This window comes from Pseudarthrobacter sp. AG30, assembly GCF_003116525.1.
Classification (GTDB): Bacteria; Actinomycetota; Actinomycetes; order Actinomycetales; family Micrococcaceae; genus Arthrobacter.
In genome coordinates this window covers 22,129-39,572 of record NZ_QEHL01000027.1, presented here as the reverse complement: position 1 = coordinate 39,572, position 17,444 = coordinate 22,129, and the positions used below count along the sequence as shown (strand labels likewise).

Genomic DNA, 17,444 nt, shown 5'->3' with positions numbered 1-17,444 from the left:
TTGCCGGCAACGCACGTGATATCCCCCAGTTTGCAGTCAGCCATCGCTTACACCCCAGACCAGGCAATGAAGCCGCTCAGATCAGTGAGCTGGGCGGTGCCGGTGAATATCTGGCCCTCATCTGAGGCTTTAACCTTCCAGTCCCCGTCCACCCACCGCAGCGAGAGGACGCTGTGCGCCAAGGCCCCGTTTTGGAGCTGAAAGGCCAAATCAACATCGGCCTCAGTGGGGCTGTAGGACTTCATGATGAAACCCCTGATTTGTGCGCTTTGACTGGATTCAGCCGATGAACTTCGTGTTGTCGCGGCCGTGATGGCCGCATCTCTGCCAGGGCCCGGTACCAGTAGCCGCTCCGCGAGCTTGACCTCGTCCTGAGCGGAGGAACCGAGAGCGACGGCGTTCGCCGCGGAATAGAGTGCTCCAGTCGGTGAGTGTGCAAAGCAGGAGCGGAAGCCGCTGGCGTCGGTCAAACCTGGGCCGGAAGTCGTGGGCTCAGTCGGTGCAGCCATGCGGCCGACCAGTTCCCACTTGGATTGGGGAGCCTTTCCTAGGGCTGTGTCAGAAGAAGAAGGCAGCCCACAGATGCTTTTGTCTGCACGTGCGGGACTGACACTTGCTGCAGCTGAAGCGGATTCCGCTGCATCAGGTAGGGGGCCGGCATCGCTCTGCCCCTTGGGGAGAAGGAAGATGACGATCGCTGCCGCAACCAGTGCAAGCACAAGCGCGGCCGCGACGATGAACCCGGGCCTGGTGAACGAATTGCCTTCGGTGGTGCTCTCTTTTGACTGGCTCATACAGAACCTCCCGTTGACGGTGCTGGCTTAGACGAAGGCGCGGACGATGCCCGCGGCGCCGGTGATGATGATGCAGCCCATGAGGACCCAGCCGAGCTTGCCGATCGCCTGCGCGCCTTCACCGCGCTGGAGCTGAATGACCATGCCGATGCCGACGATGATGACGCCCAGGACGCCCAGGACCAGGCCGATGCCGGAGGCCCAGTTCAGGATGGTCAGCAGACCGCCCGCCTGCGCAGGGACAACGGGGGTGGGGTTAGGGATAACGCTGGTGGTGACTGCAGTGATCGTGTTCATGGTGAGACCTTTCAGTGGTTGGTAGCCGTGGCCAGGGCGGCCACGTCGGTAATGAAGCGCTGGTATTCGCGGGCGACTGGCAGTTCCATGGCGTCCGTGTGCCGCCAGGTGTCCACCCAGGGCAGCGTCCAGAACCGTGGGGCTCCACCGCCCACAATGGCGGCGAAATCCCGGAGGGCTTTGGGTGTCTTTCCCGGCGCGTCTGCCAGGACGGCGAGGCCGAGCAGGTCGTTCTGCGGGGCTGCGCCTGACGCCCACTGGGTGAGCGCGTTCCTGGCAGTTGTCAGGCCCCGCATGTCTGCCCGGCAGACCAGCAGCACCCGCGGCTTGCCGCCGCTGGAAAGAACAGGCCAACAATGATCAGTCGAACGGGCAGACTCGATGAGGTCAGCGATCCGGCTTTCACCCGCTCCCCCATGGGTACCGACAACCCAGAGGCGGGCTGTACCGACCATGCTGCGGGACGCCAGCCGGTCCGCCGCGTCTGGCTCGACCATGCCCCGCAGCGGTGTGCTGATGATTGCGGCCGGCGGGGCAGCCGCAGCCCGGGTTTCCACATCCGGTTCATCAGCCGTGGGGCGCGTAACCCAGGGGTTCAGGGTCTGTTGCATTTGGTCCTCCTCTCAACTCTCAAGTTCCGTAGGGATAGTGCTAGAAGCCTCTGGCCACGGCAGCGGCCGCGGCGAGCCACGCCCGCTGGGTCGCGGGCCGGAGCGCTTCGTAACGTATGGGTCCGTTGACCAGGGCAGGGTCGTACGGGATGCGGACGACGGCGCGGACGAACGGCCCGAAGCCGTCCGCGATCCGCTGCGCCTCGGCTTTCGCGCGCTTCAGGGCATCCCCTGTCATGCTGCGCTTGGCGTCGGTGGACTCTGAGACGATCACGACGGCGTTGCGTGCCAGCTCGGCGTCGTGGCCACCGCGGGATTCCAGGGTCTGCAGGGTCAGCCGCGCTGCTTCTGCACGGTCCTCGATGGCGGTGACCGGGACGACGAGCTGGTTGGTGTGGTCGATCATCCGCCGCCAGTTCGCCGCCCGGGCGGTGTTGCCGGAGTCCATGATCACCAGACGGTAGTACCGGGTGAGGACCTGGTGGGCGATGTCCACTTCCTCGGCGGTGACTTCGTGGTCGCCTTCCTCGTTTTCGTCCGAGCGCAGCACATCGAACTTGTCGGCGGTCTGGTGGTGGACGAACTTGGCGATCTCGGCCGCGTTCGTGGAAGGGGACAGCAGCTCGGTGGAGGAATCGATCAGATCCAGGACACTGCGATCGTGCGCACCCTTCTCGGTCCGCCAGCCAAGCGTGCCCTGGGATTCGTTGTTGTCCCACGCCACCGTTGCTGCACCGCTGTAGCGGGCAAGGATCGCCGAGAGCATCACCACGGTGGGGGTCTTGTTCGCCCCGCCCTTGCGGTTGACCACGGCGATCGTCCGCGGTCCGGGCCAGTGCTGGCTGACCGTGCGGATATCTTCACGCTCGGACAGTTCCTCCTCCGAGGGGTCCATCCGGAACCCCAGCCGGGTCAGGATACCGCGCCAGCCCTGCGTAGCTGGCTCCAGCACCGGGGCGCTGACCAGGAAGGAGATCTCCTTCAAACTACGCCGGGTCACCGGCGCATCAGCTGCAACAGCCCGCTGCGGTGCCTCATCGTCGGCCGGAGCCTCGTCCTCGGCCAACGCAGTATCCGTTGGAAGGGGCGGCCACAGCTGGCGTTCCACCGTCGGCTGGGCAGCTTCAGGCGTCACCGCAGGCGTCGGCGCTGGAGCGGCGTCGATAACTTCCGGGGTGGCCGCAGCGTGCGTGCTCGCGGGTGAGGCGGTGCGCCGGCGGGCCGGCCGCGGTTCGTAGGAGACGGACTCGACGTTGCCGTCCGGGTGGACGATCAGTTCGCCGTGGCCCTCGGGATCCTCGATACGGACCCGGACGGGGCGCTGCAGCGTCCTGGCTTCGGCCACGACAAGGGCCAGGGCGTTGTCGCGCAGGTCCTGCAGCGTCTCCCCTGCCGGGACGACGCGCGAGTTGCCTGCCACGACGACCTCGGCGGTGCCGTTGTCGCTGATGATGGCCTTGATGTTCGGGAAGGCCAGGACCTCTGTTGAAGTGGTGCTCATGAACCTGATTCCTTACGTTGACGGGGTTAGTGAGGTGCGGCGTTCAGGATGTGGGTGGGGTGAGTCGGTTGACCTTCCACGGGGCTTCCGGGCCGGTGCGGAGCAGCTGCACGGTGTAGGTGCCGGCATCGGTGGGCACGGCTGCCACGACGCCGTAACCGTTGGCCTCATCGACTGTCAGCGTTGCGGGGCCGGTGACCCGGCTGGCGGGGACGTTGGCGGGGTCCACGGCGGAGTAGTCGGCGGTGGCCTGGGGTGTGAGCCAGCGGGCGAGGTCGTTGGACCACTGCTTGTCCTCCACGGTGGGGCGGGCGAAATCCGTCATGGCCTTTTGGGCGGTGTCTACGGCGGCGTCCTTGCTGGCCTGATCCCAGCTGATGCCGATGGTGGCCGGGACGGTTCCGCCTGGGGCCTGCGGGCCGCTGCCCGCGCTCAGGGAGACCGGTGCTGAGGCTGTCGCGGCCGTGCTGGTCGCCGGGACCGGCGTGGTGTTCGCTGCCGGTGCGCAGGCCGTGCACAGCAGGACCACCGCCGTCAGTGCCAGGGATTGTTTCACTTCTTCTCCTCTTGGGTGGGCAGGTACAGGAAGGCTGACGGAACCGAGTTGCTGACCGTCCGGGTGTAGTAGCTGTGGTCATCCGGGGACGGATTGCCGTTGTAGCCCTCTTCGACGTAAGTCCCGTCGTCCTTGACCTCCTTGACCACGGCGACGTGCCCAAAGGTGGGGTCCGCTCCCCCGGCGCCGGGCGCGTACCAAACGACCGCACCGACCCGGGGAATGTTGCCGGTGGCCCAGCCCTTGGCGTCCCAGCCGTCCTTCCAGGTCCGGGCCGAACCCAACTTCTGGCCGTCCGGGCGGAAGGTGCCGTTGAGGAACTTGAACGGGGCACTGGTGGATCCCATCTGCTGGTTCACCCGCCACAGGGCAAAGTCGACGCATTCGCGGTAAAACATGCCCAGCGGAGATGCCGCCGCTGGGTCCGTGCCGGCCTGCACCCAGGTCGGTGAGTTCTTCCACGGGTAGTCATCCCCGGCCCCGGACTGCCCTGGAATGGCGCAGCCGCTGCCCTGCAGCGAGAATGTGCCGTCCGAGAGGGCCAGGACGAGTCTCACGGCCTCGGGCCAATACTTCTGGTAGTGGTACGGGTCAGCGTTTCGCTGGACCTTATTGCCGGCAATGGTCGGCTCCAACAGCTCCCAGCCGTCCACCATCTGCAGTGCCTTGATGAAGTTCGTCGCACTGATGGTCGGGTCCATCCGATCCGCGTAGGATCCCCACGCACCGTTCCCGCGCTGCTGAAACAACCCCCGGGAATCAGGCCCGGCGACGTCGCCGCGGTCCAGAACACGCAGCCCCGACTCCCCCAGCGCGACCATGACGCTGATCATCTGGCCCTTCACGGGCAGATTCAGCGTTTTCCCGGCACCCAGAATCGCCGCAGCGTTCTTCAACTGTTCCTGGGAGTAACCCTCCACCTTAGTGTCGCCGTTGATGGCCACCGATACGGTTGGCCCGCAGTCGGCGGCAGCGGGCCTCGCTGGGGTGAGGAGTAAGAGGATGGAAAAGACCGCGCCTATCAAGATGCCAGGGAGGACGATCAGAGCCACGAGACCAAGTGACTTCCGCTGCATGTAAATCCCCCTTTGAGCCCCTGGCTAGCCCTCACTAAGGGTATCCGCCTGTAGCGCACATGTGCAATGCCTGTAGTGCACATGCATCATACATATCCAAAGTTAGAGGAACGTTTACGATAATCGGACTTGGATACACTTCCCGGATCGGTGCTGGAGGGTGGGACCTGATGCTGACGACACGGCGTGGCCTGGCCTGCGTGGCGTTCCTTGCACCGCCGACCGCACTATTCGGATTCGCGGTCGTCATGGCCCGCAAGATCGTGAAACGGGGTCCAAAGGACTACCGTCGCGCCGAGCTGACCGATGATGGCCTCAAAGTTCGCATCGACCTGGATGACTACACAAAAGCACCCGGCGAATTTGGAGTGTTCGACCCTGTAGCGGAGCGGTACACCGGAGTCGGCGAGATCACTCTGATCGACCATGATCAAAAGTTTGTTGAGCGGCTAATCCATCCGGCCGGATCGGGGCCGGCGGCTCTGGGACCCGTGGTCGACTGGACCCCCGATGTGTTCTTCGAGCCGTCTGCGGTGTCCGGACGGTTTGAAGAGGTCCGTATCCCCACCGCCTACGGTGAGGCGCCCGCATGGCTTTTCGAAGGTCGGAACGCGGACACATGGGTTATCCATATCCATGGCAGCTGGACCGATCGCACGATCATGTTCCGGGATGTCCATGCCTTCAGTCCCTTGGGGTTCACTTCCTTGGTGCCCTCATTCCGCAGTGACCTGGAGGTTAGTCCGCCGCAGGCCGAAGCGAGTCACCTAGGTCAAACGGAATGGCGAGACGTAGACAGCGCTGTGGGCTATGCCGTGGCTCATGGAGCGCAGCGAATCATCCTTTCGGGCTGGTCAATGGGTGGCACCATTGCCCTACTCACTGCGGAGCTCAGCGCTTACCGGGACCGGATCGTTGGATTGGTCCTAGTAGGACCCGTCACGAGCTGGCGGAAGACCATCGCGGCAGGAGCGGCCGCGGCCTGCGTGCCGGCTGTGGGGGCCGGCCTTGTCATGTCCCTGCTGCAGGCTCCCCCATTCGCGAGGATGATCGGGCTGGAGGAACCGATCAACTTCAATGCCCTTGAATGGGTCGACAATCCTAATCGGGTAGCAGTTCCAACGCTGGTCCTGCACTCCAGCGCGGATCAGGAGGTTCCCTGGGAGATCTCGGCTGCGTTCCAACGCGCGAATCCTGACACCGTCACCCTGATACCCCTACCCGAGGCGCACCATACTCAGGAATGGAATGCCTCGCCTGATACTTTCACCAATGAACTCACGAGTTGGATCAGCAAAACGATCTTGAATTGAGCAAGGGGCTAGGTCTGCGCGTCAAGCTTGGCCTCAATGTGGCTGATTCTGCCCTGAACAGGGTCCGAGAACGTCGTCATGCTCGCCCGTTGGTAGTTGTGCAGCACAATGAGGCTTTTGTAGACCCCATTCTCCAGCGTTTCATTGAACAGGTCCCACGCCGGACTGACGCGGGACTGATCGGCATGTACCCGGATCCGCAGCGCAGTAAGCCAAAACGCATCGACCATCCACAGCCGCAACTTCGGCAACTGCTTGGACAGAAATAGAATCAGCCACCCCGCAGCGGTCACCGAGAGGCCGGCATAGAAAAGCCGGTCAAACCAGGCTCCGATCGCCTCTGCGAACGCATGCCAGGGCGTGAAGTGGAACAGCAGCACGTAGGCAATGTGGCACGAGACAGCCGCTGCAACCACCAGCAGGCCTGCTGAAAATGTTGCGTACAGGCCCCGGGCCTTGTGCCGGAGCATGTAGATGATCCGGAGAACCGTGAAGAGCAACGCGAGCATGTACGTGCCGCTGTACGTGGCAGTTGCGAGTTGGTCCATACGGTAATCAATGAAGTCCGCAGAGGTTGGACCCTTGTCCTTGATGAGGGCGAAGCTGACAATCATGACGGGAATGCTCAGTAGCGGAGCATAGTAGGTCCATCTGACGGGTACGTTTGCTAACCGCCGGACGCTGTCGTTGAAGAAGAAGATCGCCAGTAGCGCGAAGACGGCTTGAAGAAGGTTGGTCACGTTGACGCCACCCAGATAGCTGTCGATGGACGCCAACGGTGTAACCGTCCCCAGGACATAGAGCGCCGCGAGGCCGAACATCGATGCCACCCACGATGCCCGGGCTTCCGACGCCTTGACCACTGAGGGGATCCGCAGGAGGCATAGGGCAGTCAGCAGCACAAAGAGCAGCAGTTTCATGGTTTAGAGGAAAGGCTCAGGCTCGAGCGAGCTCCGCGTCCGGGTCTTTTTCGACATTTCGAAGGCGAACTCCTCTACCCAGCGTTCGACAGGATGATTCGGAACAGACCGGCAGGTGATACTGATTGCATCCGCGGTTTCCCGCAGCATCTCTTCCGAGAGATTCGGCAGGGCCAGAGAAATCCGAAAGCTCTCCAAAAAGATGTGCCCAAGCTCGTGATAGATGCAATGAAGTTTGTACTGCTGCGACTTCTGCGGTGGGAAGTAGACGTTGATGCGATCTTCAAACTCGGCTTTGAAGGCTGTCAACGCACCCCAAGACTCCTTGTACTCGATCAGGTTGATCGGCTTCTCACAGATGACGGTCAAGCGGTCGACAACGTCCTCCAGCGACGTCGTACCGTCCCCACATAGCTCCTCGACCTTTTCTGCGACCGACGGGAGGCTCATTTAGTCCTCCTCTTCGCCGTTCATCGATCCATCGATGATCCTGGTGATCGTCTTCAGCATCTCGGGCGAGGTGGCCCCCAGGTTTCTCGCGGCAAAGTTTTTCACCTTCAGCTTGCGCATCTGTACCAGGAACTCCATGCGCGCTTCCACTTCGGGGGGAGTCTCACTGTTGAGATCACACAAATAACTGGCAGGTACCGCAAAAACATACTCTGCCATGCCCCTTAGCAGTTCCTGATCCGTCACAAGGCTCCCAGTGCCATTGATCAGGTACGACCATCGGGTTCGTGACAGGTGGATTCCGTGAGAAGAAAGTGCTTCTTCCACATGAGGGTAAGTGAGCGCAATGTTGTTATCGGACTCCCAGATATCCACCAGGATGCCCATGCGATCCGCCAGCCGCTCCTTCTTCTGTTGCTGCGTGAGAAACACGCTGCGGCCCCCATTTGCCATCCAGGTAGCTCCTTAGCCAAGCTCAGCCTCTTGTGTAGACCGCCACACAAAGCAGGCGGGCAGCTGACACCAAATGTTACCCGATGACTCCCTGCGGGTATAGGCAACGAGTTGTACATGTGCGAAGCATGTATGTAGTCTGTCGCTGCGCGAGATTTTGAAAAAACGACCAGAGCGCTCATTGACAGCATGGAGAGTGCGGAAAGGGTATTGAGGAGACGGGTCCACCCTGAGCGGGCGCGGACCGAATCCGCAGCTGATGGCAACGGCCGGGGGTAGCCCTAGTATGGGGCAGGTTCGCAGCAACCGCAGGCGAATTAGCCCAATCAACGGCGGCCATCACATCACGGGACGTTAAGGCTTGTTCGTGCAACGGTCGCGCTGAGGATCCCACCAGGTGTACCGTCCCGGCTCCGCGGTTAGGACAAGCGCCGGAGCGCAAGGGGCTGTTTCCGTTTCAACACGCCGGGAACTGTTTCTGTTTCAATGCCGAGGCATGGAAGTTCTCGGTGGTAGTTTCAGTTTCAGAGGAGCTGGAGGCCCAGCATTCGCTCCTTTAGGGCCACAAAGAATGCGGCTCGATCACTCTATTGAAGTAAAGGCAGCCACGGTTGCCGTAGTTCAAAGGACAGGGATGATGGCTCCAACTACTCGTACGGGCAGGCGCTCTAAGGGCGACCGCAAATTTGTCGGATTCCGCATCGCTACTCCGAAGGCCGATGCAATGGAGGAAATTGCAAAAGCGGAGGGGTACCAGTACGTCAGTGACTGGCTGTCCGATGTGGTCGAAGAACGCCTGGCCAACACCAAACTTCACGCAATCGTTCAGCAGGAGGAGTTGCCACTTGGCCGCTTAGCTTCTTAAAAGTTGAAGGCCCGCACGAGGCGGGCCTTCGAAGCTTCTGATTCACGAACTGGGATGCTTGCCGGCGAACAGTCCGCGAATCGTTTGGAAGTCCTTGACAGAGCTTCATTTGTGTAACAAAACCGATCCGCCAAGATCGGTCCCTTTTCATTGCCTCTCACAGCAACTCTCCCCGAAAGGATTGTTCCCATCGTACATGGACACCCATGGGCGTCGCCAGCTATACCTGTCACGGGCGTGTCGCGCAACCCCACTTCATCATGCTCGCCCGCAGAGGCGTGGGCTGCCCTCGCACCCGTCCTCGCAGGTCAGCCCCGGGTCCGACTTTCCAAGGATGCGGGCAGGTCCTATCCGCAAAAACATGAACGAAATCTCACCGATGTACTTCCTTCGGTTCCCGCCGCAGTTCGGATCTTTGGCAAGGACGGCACCTGCGCTGCGATCTTCCTGGACTTCGACTCAGGGGTAGCCGGGCAGGATTGGGTCCAGGCCGATGTCCGGGCTGTCCAGACCTGGCTGCACTCAGTTGGGGCGCGCTGGATCGAGGACTACTCTCCCAACGGCGGCCGCCATGTCTATATCCCGCTGGCGCAACGGGTCACCTTCTCCGAAGCGCGTGATCTTGTCGAGGCGCTGGGCACCCGGTACCGGACCCTCGACAAGACCCCGCACCAAAACCTGCTCCACGGCTGCATGCGAACCCCCGGCTCAGCGCACAAGCGCGGCGGCCATCAGCAGCTGGCGATGAGCCTTTCCATGGCCTACGACATCGCCCGCCGGCCCAATAGCTCCGCAGTCTGGACCGCCATGACCAAAGACCTAGCCGCAGAGATCAGGGCTGTCCGGGCCCTCAGGCAGGAAGGATCCTTCACCCCCTCAATCCCGAACGCCCCGGCCATCGACCAGCCCGCCGGACGCATGTCCCGATCAATGCAGGTGCTCGCCCAGACCGGACTCTACGACATAAATCAGTACGCCTCGGACTCCAACGCACGCCAGGCCGTCATCCTGTCCGCGGCGGCCGCCGGCCTCGAGTTGGTCGATGTTGAACGCCGCATGCTCCAGGGAACCTGGCCCGGGCTCGCCTCCTTCTACGCCCGGTACGCAGCCCGTCACAGACTTCCGTCCCTGCGCCGGGACTGGATGAACGCCCTCAGCTACCTCAGCAAAAACAAGACCGATAACGACCCGAATAACAATGTCCGCAGATCCCCCACAAGCCAGCCACCCCCACAGGCGGCAGCGGTAAAGGGCTCCTCCTCAAATTCCAACCCCGATGCAGAGCATCGGTTCATCAGGACCTGGCGGAACGCGCTCAGGATCAGAGAGGTGAACTACCAGGAATCTAGGGAGGGAATGGCACGACGAATGGTGCTACGAGCACTGGGCGAGGCAGCCCACATGACAGCTTCCCGGTTCATCGAATTCGGCGTCCGGTCCATCGCGGTTGCCACCGGCCTTGACCACACCACCGTCGGCCTCCACTTGAGGGAGTTGCGTGCAGAGAAGGATCCCCTAGTGACGCTGGTGGAAGAAGCTCGTGGAACCAAAGGCGATCTGTACATGCTAACCGTGCCTGAAGAGCTCAGGGCCGCCGCCGAAGATGTGAGGTGGCAGAAGGGAAAGCTTCACGCCTTGCGTCCGGTGTTCCGGGAGTTGGGGCTGCCGGCGGCCTTCGTCTACGAGGCCCTGGAGCAATCTCCCGCGATGCCGACATCGGAAATTGTCCGTTTTACGCGCCTCTCCAGGTCCGCGGTGCACGAGGCGCTAGAAGTCCTTACGGCATGGAACCTGGTCGCCCGTGACGCCGGTAGGGCCTGGTCGGTGGTAACCGCGACGTCTTTGAGACAGCTCGCTGAACAGTTCGGAGTTCTGGAGGCAGTGGCGGCGCAGGTGCAGAGGTACCGTCAAGACCGGATCATCTGGCGGGAATGGCTGGCCAAGAACGTTACTACCGTAGCTGAGCTTCTCTCGCCCGGTGAGGATTACCCGTGGGAGCTGTTCGACGCACCGCCCGATGAGTGGTCATTATCCGACATGGCTTTCAGACAACCGGCCTGACCCCTCCTCCGGCGGCAAAGGGAAAAGCCATGCTTTCATGCATGAATGAATGCACGAAAGCATGGCTCGAGGGGATGCGGGTTAGCGGGCGGAGCCCCAGCGCATCCGGACACCCTGCTCGATTGCGTCTCGCAGGGTAACGCCTTCGTTTTCCTGGGCGTCGTAGAGCAGATCCAGGATCTCCTGGGAGACGCGGGTGCTCAGCGGGAACGTTACCTCGCGGCGCTGGGACTTCTTGTTCGTGGTGGCCTTGGCCTTTGACGCTCTGGACGCTTGGCGCGCAGGAGCGGGAGCCTGCGGCTCGAAGGGAACCGCGACTGCCGCAGGTGCAGTCTCCACTGCAGTCTCTGGCTCTGGCACAGAGACGGGCTCAGCCGTGGTAGCAGGAAGTGTCGCAAGCGCTGCCTCCACGGCAGGCCTCTGCTCCCCTCCCGCACTGGCTGGGCTGGGCTCAGGCTGGACCGGGGCGGCGGCCGGTGCTGCCTGAGTATGGGTTGCCGGGTTGTAGTCGACAGGGTCCACCGTCTCATCCGGGGCGGGCCGGGGCCTGCGGCGCAGCTGTGCCGGTCGGTCTTTGATTACGCTTGCCTCGGTCATCGGACGATCTCTTTCATCAGCTTGGTGTAGGCCTCCACTACCGGCAGGCCTTTTCGGTACTCCCCGTACCACTCTTGGGTCATGCGCATCTCTTGGACGATGGTACGGTGCGGGACCAGCGGGGTGAGCAGCATTCCGGTTTCACGCAGTTCCTCAATGCTGGCGACCGCAATTCTGGACATGACTGTGGAGGCAACGGCGCCGACGATGATGCCGGCTTCATGGAGGTTGTCGGGCGCACCGATGCGTTTGCGTGAGGTGCGGAACTGTTCAACGCTGCGGCGAGCACCCGCTACCCCATCCACACCGTCCACCGTGGCGCCGGCGGCGTACACGATGGTGTCCGCTGCGTTGAGGGCGGAGAGAGTGAGCGGCCCACCCTGACGGTTCGGGCAGTCGATGATGACGACGTCGGCGTCGATTCCCATTAGGGATGTCTTGAGACGGAGCTCTGCGTGATCGGCCCGGTCTGCTTCACGGTTGGAGACGCTGCGGGCAGACGGAACGACGCGGAGGTTGGGGAACCAGCTAGACCCCACGGCTAGGTCTTCAGCCCAACCCTCCGGGTCCGGGTCGCCCAGGATGGCACCGACGTGGAGGCCAGACTCCTTCGGCTCCACCCCGATCCACTTGGTTGCGGCGGCACGCGGGTCGAGATCAACGAGGACGACCTTGCGTCCCGAGGCGGCAGTTACAGCGGCGAGAGAGACAGCTGACGTCGTCTTGGTGGCGCCACCTGACTCGCTGTAAACCATGATTGTTTGCATGGCTCAAGCTTCCCGGGCGCATTTGTGCGTTACAAGGAGCCACGCCGTCTACTCCCCAGCTGTGATCAAACTGGCATGACAGAGTTCTTTCATTCATGCATGAAAGAAAGTAAGCACGCAGGCATGCTTCCTTCACAATTTTCGGTCGGAGACGGTGCAACGGTACGCCGACCACTCCCCTCCCCCATCCCAAGGCCATGCCCCGTTTCCCTTGCTAATTCGGGTGTTCTCTTATCCTGCTGCTGGTCCTTCCTGCGTGCATTCATGCATGAACGAATGCAAGGTGTATGCATCCTGGGAAGGATAAGTGGGAAGAGGTGTACCCCCCCCCGAGTGTGGCACCCGACCGGGTAGGGAGCCGGACCCAACCCGCATCCCGAGTACGTGCTGTAATGCAACGATGCTTTCATGCATGAATGCGTGCAGGCGTGCTCCCTTGCATGCGGGATGGCTGTCAACGATGCCTGAAGGAACGCACGCTGACATTCCAGCTTGCAAGCCTGCTCTTCGGCCGTCCGGCCTGGCTTACGTAAGCGGCACTGTCCGGCCTTTACTCAGGCTTCATTTCTCGCACGTCCTTCATGCATGAATGAATGCATTCCTTCCCGTCGCTTGCGCGTGTGAACTTCGACGGCGGAGTTCATTTAACCCAGCAGGGTCACGAACTGCTGGATCCTAAACGTTCCCGCATGAATGCATGCAAGTGCCCTGCTGGAGCTTTGGAACTTCGTCAATTGTTCAAGCACGAGTGGATGCCTGAGCGCAATGCCGAAACCGACCGGTCTCTCATTCTTTCATTCATGCATGAAAGGAAAATCGCGCGTCGAAAGCCGGCATGCCGGGCGGAGGTTATGCTCCTGACCAAAGCGGAGTGCATGCATTCAGGTATGAATGAAGGAATGCTTGCTCGCCGGCCCGGGAGGGCCCCTTGCCGCCCACCACACCTTCCCCCGCCTGCGTTCGGTCGGCATTGCCCCGGCCCCTGGCAGATTCTTGCGATCCGCGTCTCGTCACCTACTGCTGTCGTCCATGCTGGCAGGGGGAGGGTGGGCTGCGCCGCCCAGCAGGCCTGCATGTTCGCGCGCACACTTGTGTGCACCGGTCTTGCTTGCTTTCTGGATACCTGCCAGCACGCGCGCATGCATGCGTACATTCATTCATGCATGAACGCATGGCGTATGGCAGGTGTCAGTTTCCGAAGTCGTCTGCACTGGCTCATAGGGGATCAACACTCCGGTGCAGCCGGCTGTTGATATTGGCTTGTCCGAAGTGCTCTGCACCCAAGGTATTTTCTTCCGAAGACCCCTGCACTAACCTCAACCATGGCCAGGATGCATCTTCACGGACGTGGGCACCTATGACGGCCGAGGAGCCGCCGATCCTCGAGCAGGGCGTGCTGAGCATGCCCAATGAAGCGTGGGAGCGCTTACGCCGACAGGCTGAAGCCATAGAGCCGCTGGTAGCTAGGACTGCCGTCACCCACGATGCTGCTGACGCTGCGGGGGAGCTGCTGGGTCTATCGCGGCGGCAGGTATACGTCTTGATCGACAGGTACCGACAGGGCAGTGGCCTGCTGACGGATCTGGCGCCCGGCAGGTCCACGGGCGGACGCGGGGTCGGTCGCTTGCCTGAGTCGGCGGAGACAGTGATCCGCGAAACGATCCGCAAGGCTTACCTGAAGAAGCAAAAACCCAGTTTGGCGGCCGTACACCGTGACATTGTGCGGGAGTGCAGCGCGCGAGGTCTGCCGGCGCCCGCGAGAAATACGGTGTCCCGCAGGGTAGAGAGACTGCACCCGTTGATGGTTGCCCGAAGCAGGGAAGGCGCCGAGGGTGCCCGGCCGTTGCAGGCTGCCGGTGGCACCGTCCCGGAAATCTCCGGTCCGCTGGGGCAGGTGCAGGTCGACCACACCGTGATGGACGTGATGATCGTTGACGAACGGGACAGGTCACTGATTGGCCGCCCGTATCTGACCGTGGCGATCGATGTGTTTAGTCGTTGTTTGGTCGGGATGGTGGTCACTTTGGAGCCTCCCTCGGCAGTCTCGGTTGGCTTGTGCCTGGCGCACACCTGCAGTGACAAGCGCCCCTCGTTGGAGCGTCTCGGGGTCCAGGCGGATTGGCCAATGAGTGGAAAACCCCAGCAGTTGTACGTGGATAACGCGGCGGAGTTCAAAAGTGAGGCGCTGAAGCGCGGCTGCGAGCAGCATGGCATCAGACTCACCTTCAGGCCTCACGGCCGCCCACACTACGGGGGAGTGGTGGAGCGGGTGATTGGCACGGCGATGACAATGGTCCATGAGCTTCCGGGAACAACGTTCTCCAACCCGGTCCAACGGGGCTCGTATGACGCAGAGAAAATGGCGGCGTTGACGCTGCGGGAACTGGAGAAGTGGCTGACGCTGGCAGTTGCCCGCTATCACGGCGGCATCCACAGTGGCCTGCACCAGACGCCGGCCATGCGGTGGGCCGAAGGCGTAGCAGGGACAGCAATCCCGCGCGTGGTCACGAACCCGACAGCGTTCCTGATCGATTTCCTGCCGGTTATCCGACGCACCCTTACCCGGACCGGGTTCGTTATTGACCACGTGCACTATTTCTCGAACACCCTCAAGCCTTGGATTGCCCGGCGCGGGCAACTGGGAAAGTTCATCATTCGTCGTGACCCGCGGGACATTAGCCGGATCTGGGTGTTGGAACCTGCAGGCGGAGCCTATGTTGAGGTCCCTTACCGCACGCTTTCCCGTCCGGCCGTCACTCTATGGGAGCACCGCCAGGCAATGGAGCGGCTGCGCCGGAACGGCCGCGCCCAGGTCGATGAACAAGACTTGTTCCGCATGATCGGGCAGATGCGCGACATTGCCCTCACCGCCCAGAAGAACACGCGAAAAACGCGTCGGGAGAACGAGCGCCGCGGGCATCTCAAGGTCCCAGCGGCTGCGGCGGTGCCGGAGCCGCCCGGCATGCTCCCTGGCGCGGATGATTCGGCGGTGGCTGTGCCGTTTGAGGACATAGAGGAGTGGTAGCTGTGGATGACTATCCGGTTCCTGACCTTGGGCATCTGCAGCCGTCCGCGCAGGTCCTAGCCCGACTGCCCGGTGCCGAACGCATCCAACGGATCCGGGCGGACCGGTGGATCGGATATCCGCGGGCGGTGGATGCGCTGGCACGGCTGGAAACCTTCTACGAGTGGCCGGCTAAGCAGCGGATGCCCAACCTCCTGCTGATCGGTCCGACCAACAATGGCAAATCCATGATCATCGAAAAGTTCAGGCGCCGTCATCCGGCCGAGTCCGGCCCGGACCGCGAAACCATCCCGGTGCTGATTGTGCAGATGCCCTCTGAGCCGTCGGTGAGCCGTTTCTACACGGCCTTGCTCGCTGCAATGGGCGCGCCGCTGCTGCCCCGTCAGCGGCTGGCGGACCTGGAGGTGCTCGCGCTATCTGTGCTGCGCAGGGTTGGTGTGAGGATGCTTGTCATTGACGAGCTCCACAATGTCCTCGCCGGCCGGGACAGTACCAGGCGCGAATTCCTGAACCTGTTGCGGTTTCTGGGCAATGAACTGCGTATACCTCTCGTCGGGGTCGGAACCCGTGAGGCATATCTGGCTATCCGATCAGATGACCAGCTTGAAAACCGCTTCGAACCCGTCGTCCTGCCCCTCTGGCAGGAAGGTGACGCCGCCCTGTCGCTGCTCGCCAGCTTTGGATCATCCTTTCCGCTGCGCAACCCCTCGACCATCGCCACCGCCGATGCGGCACGCTATCTGCTCGCCCGCAGCGAAGGAACTATCGGGGAACTGACATTGCTGTTGACTGAAGCCGCCGTTGTCGCCGTCGACAGCGGGGAGGAAGCAATCAATCAGCGCACCCTGTCCCTGGCCGCGTACCAGGGCCCGACCGAGCGTCGCCGGCAGTTCGAACGCGAACTAACATGAGGCCGCCGAACCGGTGGCCGCTGCACCCGTACCCGATACACGGCGAAGCCATGACCTCCTGGCTCGGCCGTATCGCCGCCTGTTACTCCATGAATGCCAGGAACCTCCTCACCTCGACGGCCGTCGGAAACGGAACGAGCCGACCCGACCTTGACCTCGACCCTCCCAAGGAATTGCTTACGGAACTGAGCCTGCGAACAGGAGTTCCGTCCGAGACCCTGAGCCGCATGAACATGGCTGGCTGGATTCCTTGGCTGCTGGACACTCTCGAGCCTGAAGAGGCCGCATTCAACACGTACGTCAATGAGTTCTCCATTTTCCTGAAACCCGGCATCCGACCGCCGCGGATAGTGCCCGGCTGGCGGGCCTGGATTCCCAAGATTCCCTATCCACGGGCCTGCCCCCAGTGCCTGGACGACCCTGCCAGAGAAGGGCTGTATCTGCTGTGGCAGCTTCCCCTGCTGCTCAGCTGCCCGGACCACGGCTGTCTTTTGGAATACTGCGCCGGCGTCCCAGGGGAGTATTTCGTCTGGCGGACAGAGGACCCCCTGCCGCGCCCGGCAAGCGAAGCGGTCCGGGAAATGGACCGCAGGACGGGGCAAGCAATAAACGATGGCTCCGTGGCACTGCCGCGCCGCACCGTGCACGCTGGCATCTGGTTCCGGCTACTGCGAACCATCATCGATGAACTGAGCTGTCCGCTGTCCTTGTGGGGAGCGCGCAAGACTGCCATCGAGTCGATGTGGGATGCGTGCGGGGAGCCTGCTCGCGGAGGACTCGCTAAATGGCAGGCGCTGGAAGAGTTGCCGCGGAACAAACAGGGCAGTCTGTTGACGGGCACAGCACACATCATTCAGGCGTTGCAGGAAGGCGCCCTACCGGGCTACGGAACCTCCTCGGATCTCTTCCTCCCGGAACCTGAGCGGCTTGTCGATCCGGGCACGCGACCCCAACCGAAGACCGCGGCAAAACTTAGCGGTCTTGAGTTGGTCAAAGAAGCGCTTGACCGGGCTCTCGAAGACGCACGCCATAACCCCGAAACAGCCCAGGCACTTCTCGGTTTCGCGACCTACGGCCGGACCGATACTGCCACGCTGGACACTCTGACTCAGAGAATGGTCGACCTCGGGATCCCGGCCGAATATCTGTCACACAAACTACTTGGCCAACCGTCTACGGCACATAAAATAAGTGACGGGTAAAATGACATCGGTGTGAATCGCGGCGATGGTTGGCAGCTTTTTCGC

General features: G+C 62.1%; 17 protein-coding genes. 6 read left to right on the top strand and 11 right to left on the bottom strand.

Features of this window, described 5'->3' with window-relative positions; all coding sequences use genetic code 11:
- Nucleotides 1-47 precede the first annotated feature (47 nt).
- Genes DC347_RS19260 through DC347_RS19235 form a run of 6 tightly spaced genes read right to left on the bottom strand, consistent with a single transcriptional unit; the run spans nt 48 to nt 4,835 of the window.
- Nucleotides 48-794, bottom strand: a complete 747-nt coding sequence (locus DC347_RS19260; protein ID WP_109864105.1) for a hypothetical protein — start codon at nt 792-794, stop codon at nt 48-50.
- Nucleotides 795-821: 27 nt separating this feature from the next.
- Entirely contained in the window at nt 822-1,091 is a 270-nt protein-coding gene (locus DC347_RS19255) for a hypothetical protein (RefSeq protein WP_109864104.1), read from the bottom strand.
- Between the two features lie 11 nt (nt 1,092-1,102).
- Entirely contained in the window at nt 1,103-1,702 is a 600-nt protein-coding gene (locus DC347_RS19250; protein ID WP_109864103.1) for a DUF6668 family protein, read from the bottom strand.
- Between the two features lie 40 nt (nt 1,703-1,742).
- Nucleotides 1,743-3,203 carry a chromosome partitioning protein ParA gene (locus DC347_RS19245; RefSeq protein ID WP_109864102.1) on the bottom strand — a complete coding sequence of 487 codons (1,461 nt, stop codon included), beginning with the start codon at nt 3,201-3,203 and terminating at the stop codon, nt 1,743-1,745.
- Nucleotides 3,204-3,246: 43 nt separating this feature from the next.
- Nucleotides 3,247-3,759: a hypothetical protein gene (locus DC347_RS19240; RefSeq protein WP_109864101.1), complete on the bottom strand. Its 513-nt coding sequence runs from the start codon at nt 3,757-3,759 to the stop codon at nt 3,247-3,249.
- Nucleotides 3,756-4,835, bottom strand: a complete 1,080-nt coding sequence (locus DC347_RS19235) for a CHAP domain-containing protein (protein ID WP_109864100.1) — start codon at nt 4,833-4,835, stop codon at nt 3,756-3,758. The genes DC347_RS19240 and DC347_RS19235 overlap by 4 nt, the downstream gene beginning before the upstream one ends.
- A 170-nt stretch (nt 4,836-5,005) precedes the next feature.
- On the opposite strand from DC347_RS19235, the gene DC347_RS19230 reads away from it, so the two are divergent.
- Nucleotides 5,006-6,148 carry a S9 family peptidase gene (locus DC347_RS19230; protein ID WP_109864099.1) on the top strand — a complete coding sequence of 381 codons (1,143 nt, stop codon included), beginning with the start codon at nt 5,006-5,008 and terminating at the stop codon, nt 6,146-6,148.
- Nucleotides 6,149-6,156: 8 nt separating this feature from the next.
- On the opposite strand, the gene DC347_RS19225 is transcribed toward DC347_RS19230, so the two are convergent.
- The 3 genes from DC347_RS19225 to DC347_RS19215 are packed head-to-tail and all read right to left on the bottom strand — an operon-like array spanning nt 6,157 to nt 7,971.
- Nucleotides 6,157-7,068, bottom strand: a complete 912-nt coding sequence (locus DC347_RS19225; protein WP_109864098.1) for a hypothetical protein — start codon at nt 7,066-7,068, stop codon at nt 6,157-6,159.
- A gap of 3 nt (nt 7,069-7,071) precedes the next feature.
- Nucleotides 7,072-7,518, bottom strand: a complete 447-nt coding sequence (locus DC347_RS19220) for a hypothetical protein (RefSeq protein ID WP_109864097.1) — start codon at nt 7,516-7,518, stop codon at nt 7,072-7,074.
- A complete protein-coding gene (locus DC347_RS19215) occupies nt 7,519-7,971 on the bottom strand; it encodes a hypothetical protein (protein ID WP_109864096.1) in 453 nt (150 codons plus the stop codon). It abuts the gene before it with no gap.
- 571 nt (nt 7,972-8,542) lie between these two features.
- Between DC347_RS19215 and DC347_RS19210 the strand changes: the two genes are divergently transcribed.
- Nucleotides 8,543-8,836, top strand: coding sequence for a hypothetical protein (locus tag DC347_RS19210; RefSeq protein ID WP_240617864.1), 294 nt, complete (start codon nt 8,543-8,545; stop codon nt 8,834-8,836).
- Between the two features lie 237 nt (nt 8,837-9,073).
- On the top strand, nt 9,074-10,897 hold the full coding sequence (locus tag DC347_RS19205; RefSeq protein ID WP_109864095.1) for a MarR family transcriptional regulator: 1,824 nt from the start codon (nt 9,074-9,076) through the stop codon (nt 10,895-10,897).
- A gap of 81 nt (nt 10,898-10,978) precedes the next feature.
- Here DC347_RS19205 and DC347_RS19200 read toward each other — a convergent pair whose 3' ends face one another.
- Nucleotides 10,979-11,236, bottom strand: a complete 258-nt coding sequence (locus DC347_RS19200) for a hypothetical protein (RefSeq protein ID WP_109864094.1) — start codon at nt 11,234-11,236, stop codon at nt 10,979-10,981.
- A gap of 254 nt (nt 11,237-11,490) precedes the next feature.
- Nucleotides 11,491-12,261: a ParA family protein gene (locus tag DC347_RS19195; protein ID WP_109864093.1), complete on the bottom strand. Its 771-nt coding sequence runs from the start codon at nt 12,259-12,261 to the stop codon at nt 11,491-11,493.
- A gap of 1,357 nt (nt 12,262-13,618) precedes the next feature.
- Between DC347_RS19195 and DC347_RS19185 the strand changes: the two genes are divergently transcribed.
- Genes DC347_RS19185 through DC347_RS19175 form a run of 3 tightly spaced genes read left to right on the top strand, consistent with a single transcriptional unit; the run spans nt 13,619 to nt 17,399 of the window.
- Nucleotides 13,619-15,286, top strand: a complete 1,668-nt coding sequence (locus tag DC347_RS19185) for a Mu transposase C-terminal domain-containing protein (RefSeq protein ID WP_109864091.1) — start codon at nt 13,619-13,621, stop codon at nt 15,284-15,286.
- Nucleotides 15,287-15,288: 2 nt separating this feature from the next.
- A complete protein-coding gene (locus DC347_RS19180; RefSeq protein WP_109864090.1) occupies nt 15,289-16,197 on the top strand; it encodes a TniB family NTP-binding protein in 909 nt (302 codons plus the stop codon).
- On the top strand, nt 16,194-17,399 hold the full coding sequence (locus tag DC347_RS19175; RefSeq protein ID WP_109864089.1) for a TniQ family protein: 1,206 nt from the start codon (nt 16,194-16,196) through the stop codon (nt 17,397-17,399). Before DC347_RS19180 ends, DC347_RS19175 begins: the two co-directional genes overlap by 4 nt.
- The last annotated feature ends 45 nt before the right edge of the window (nt 17,400-17,444 follow it).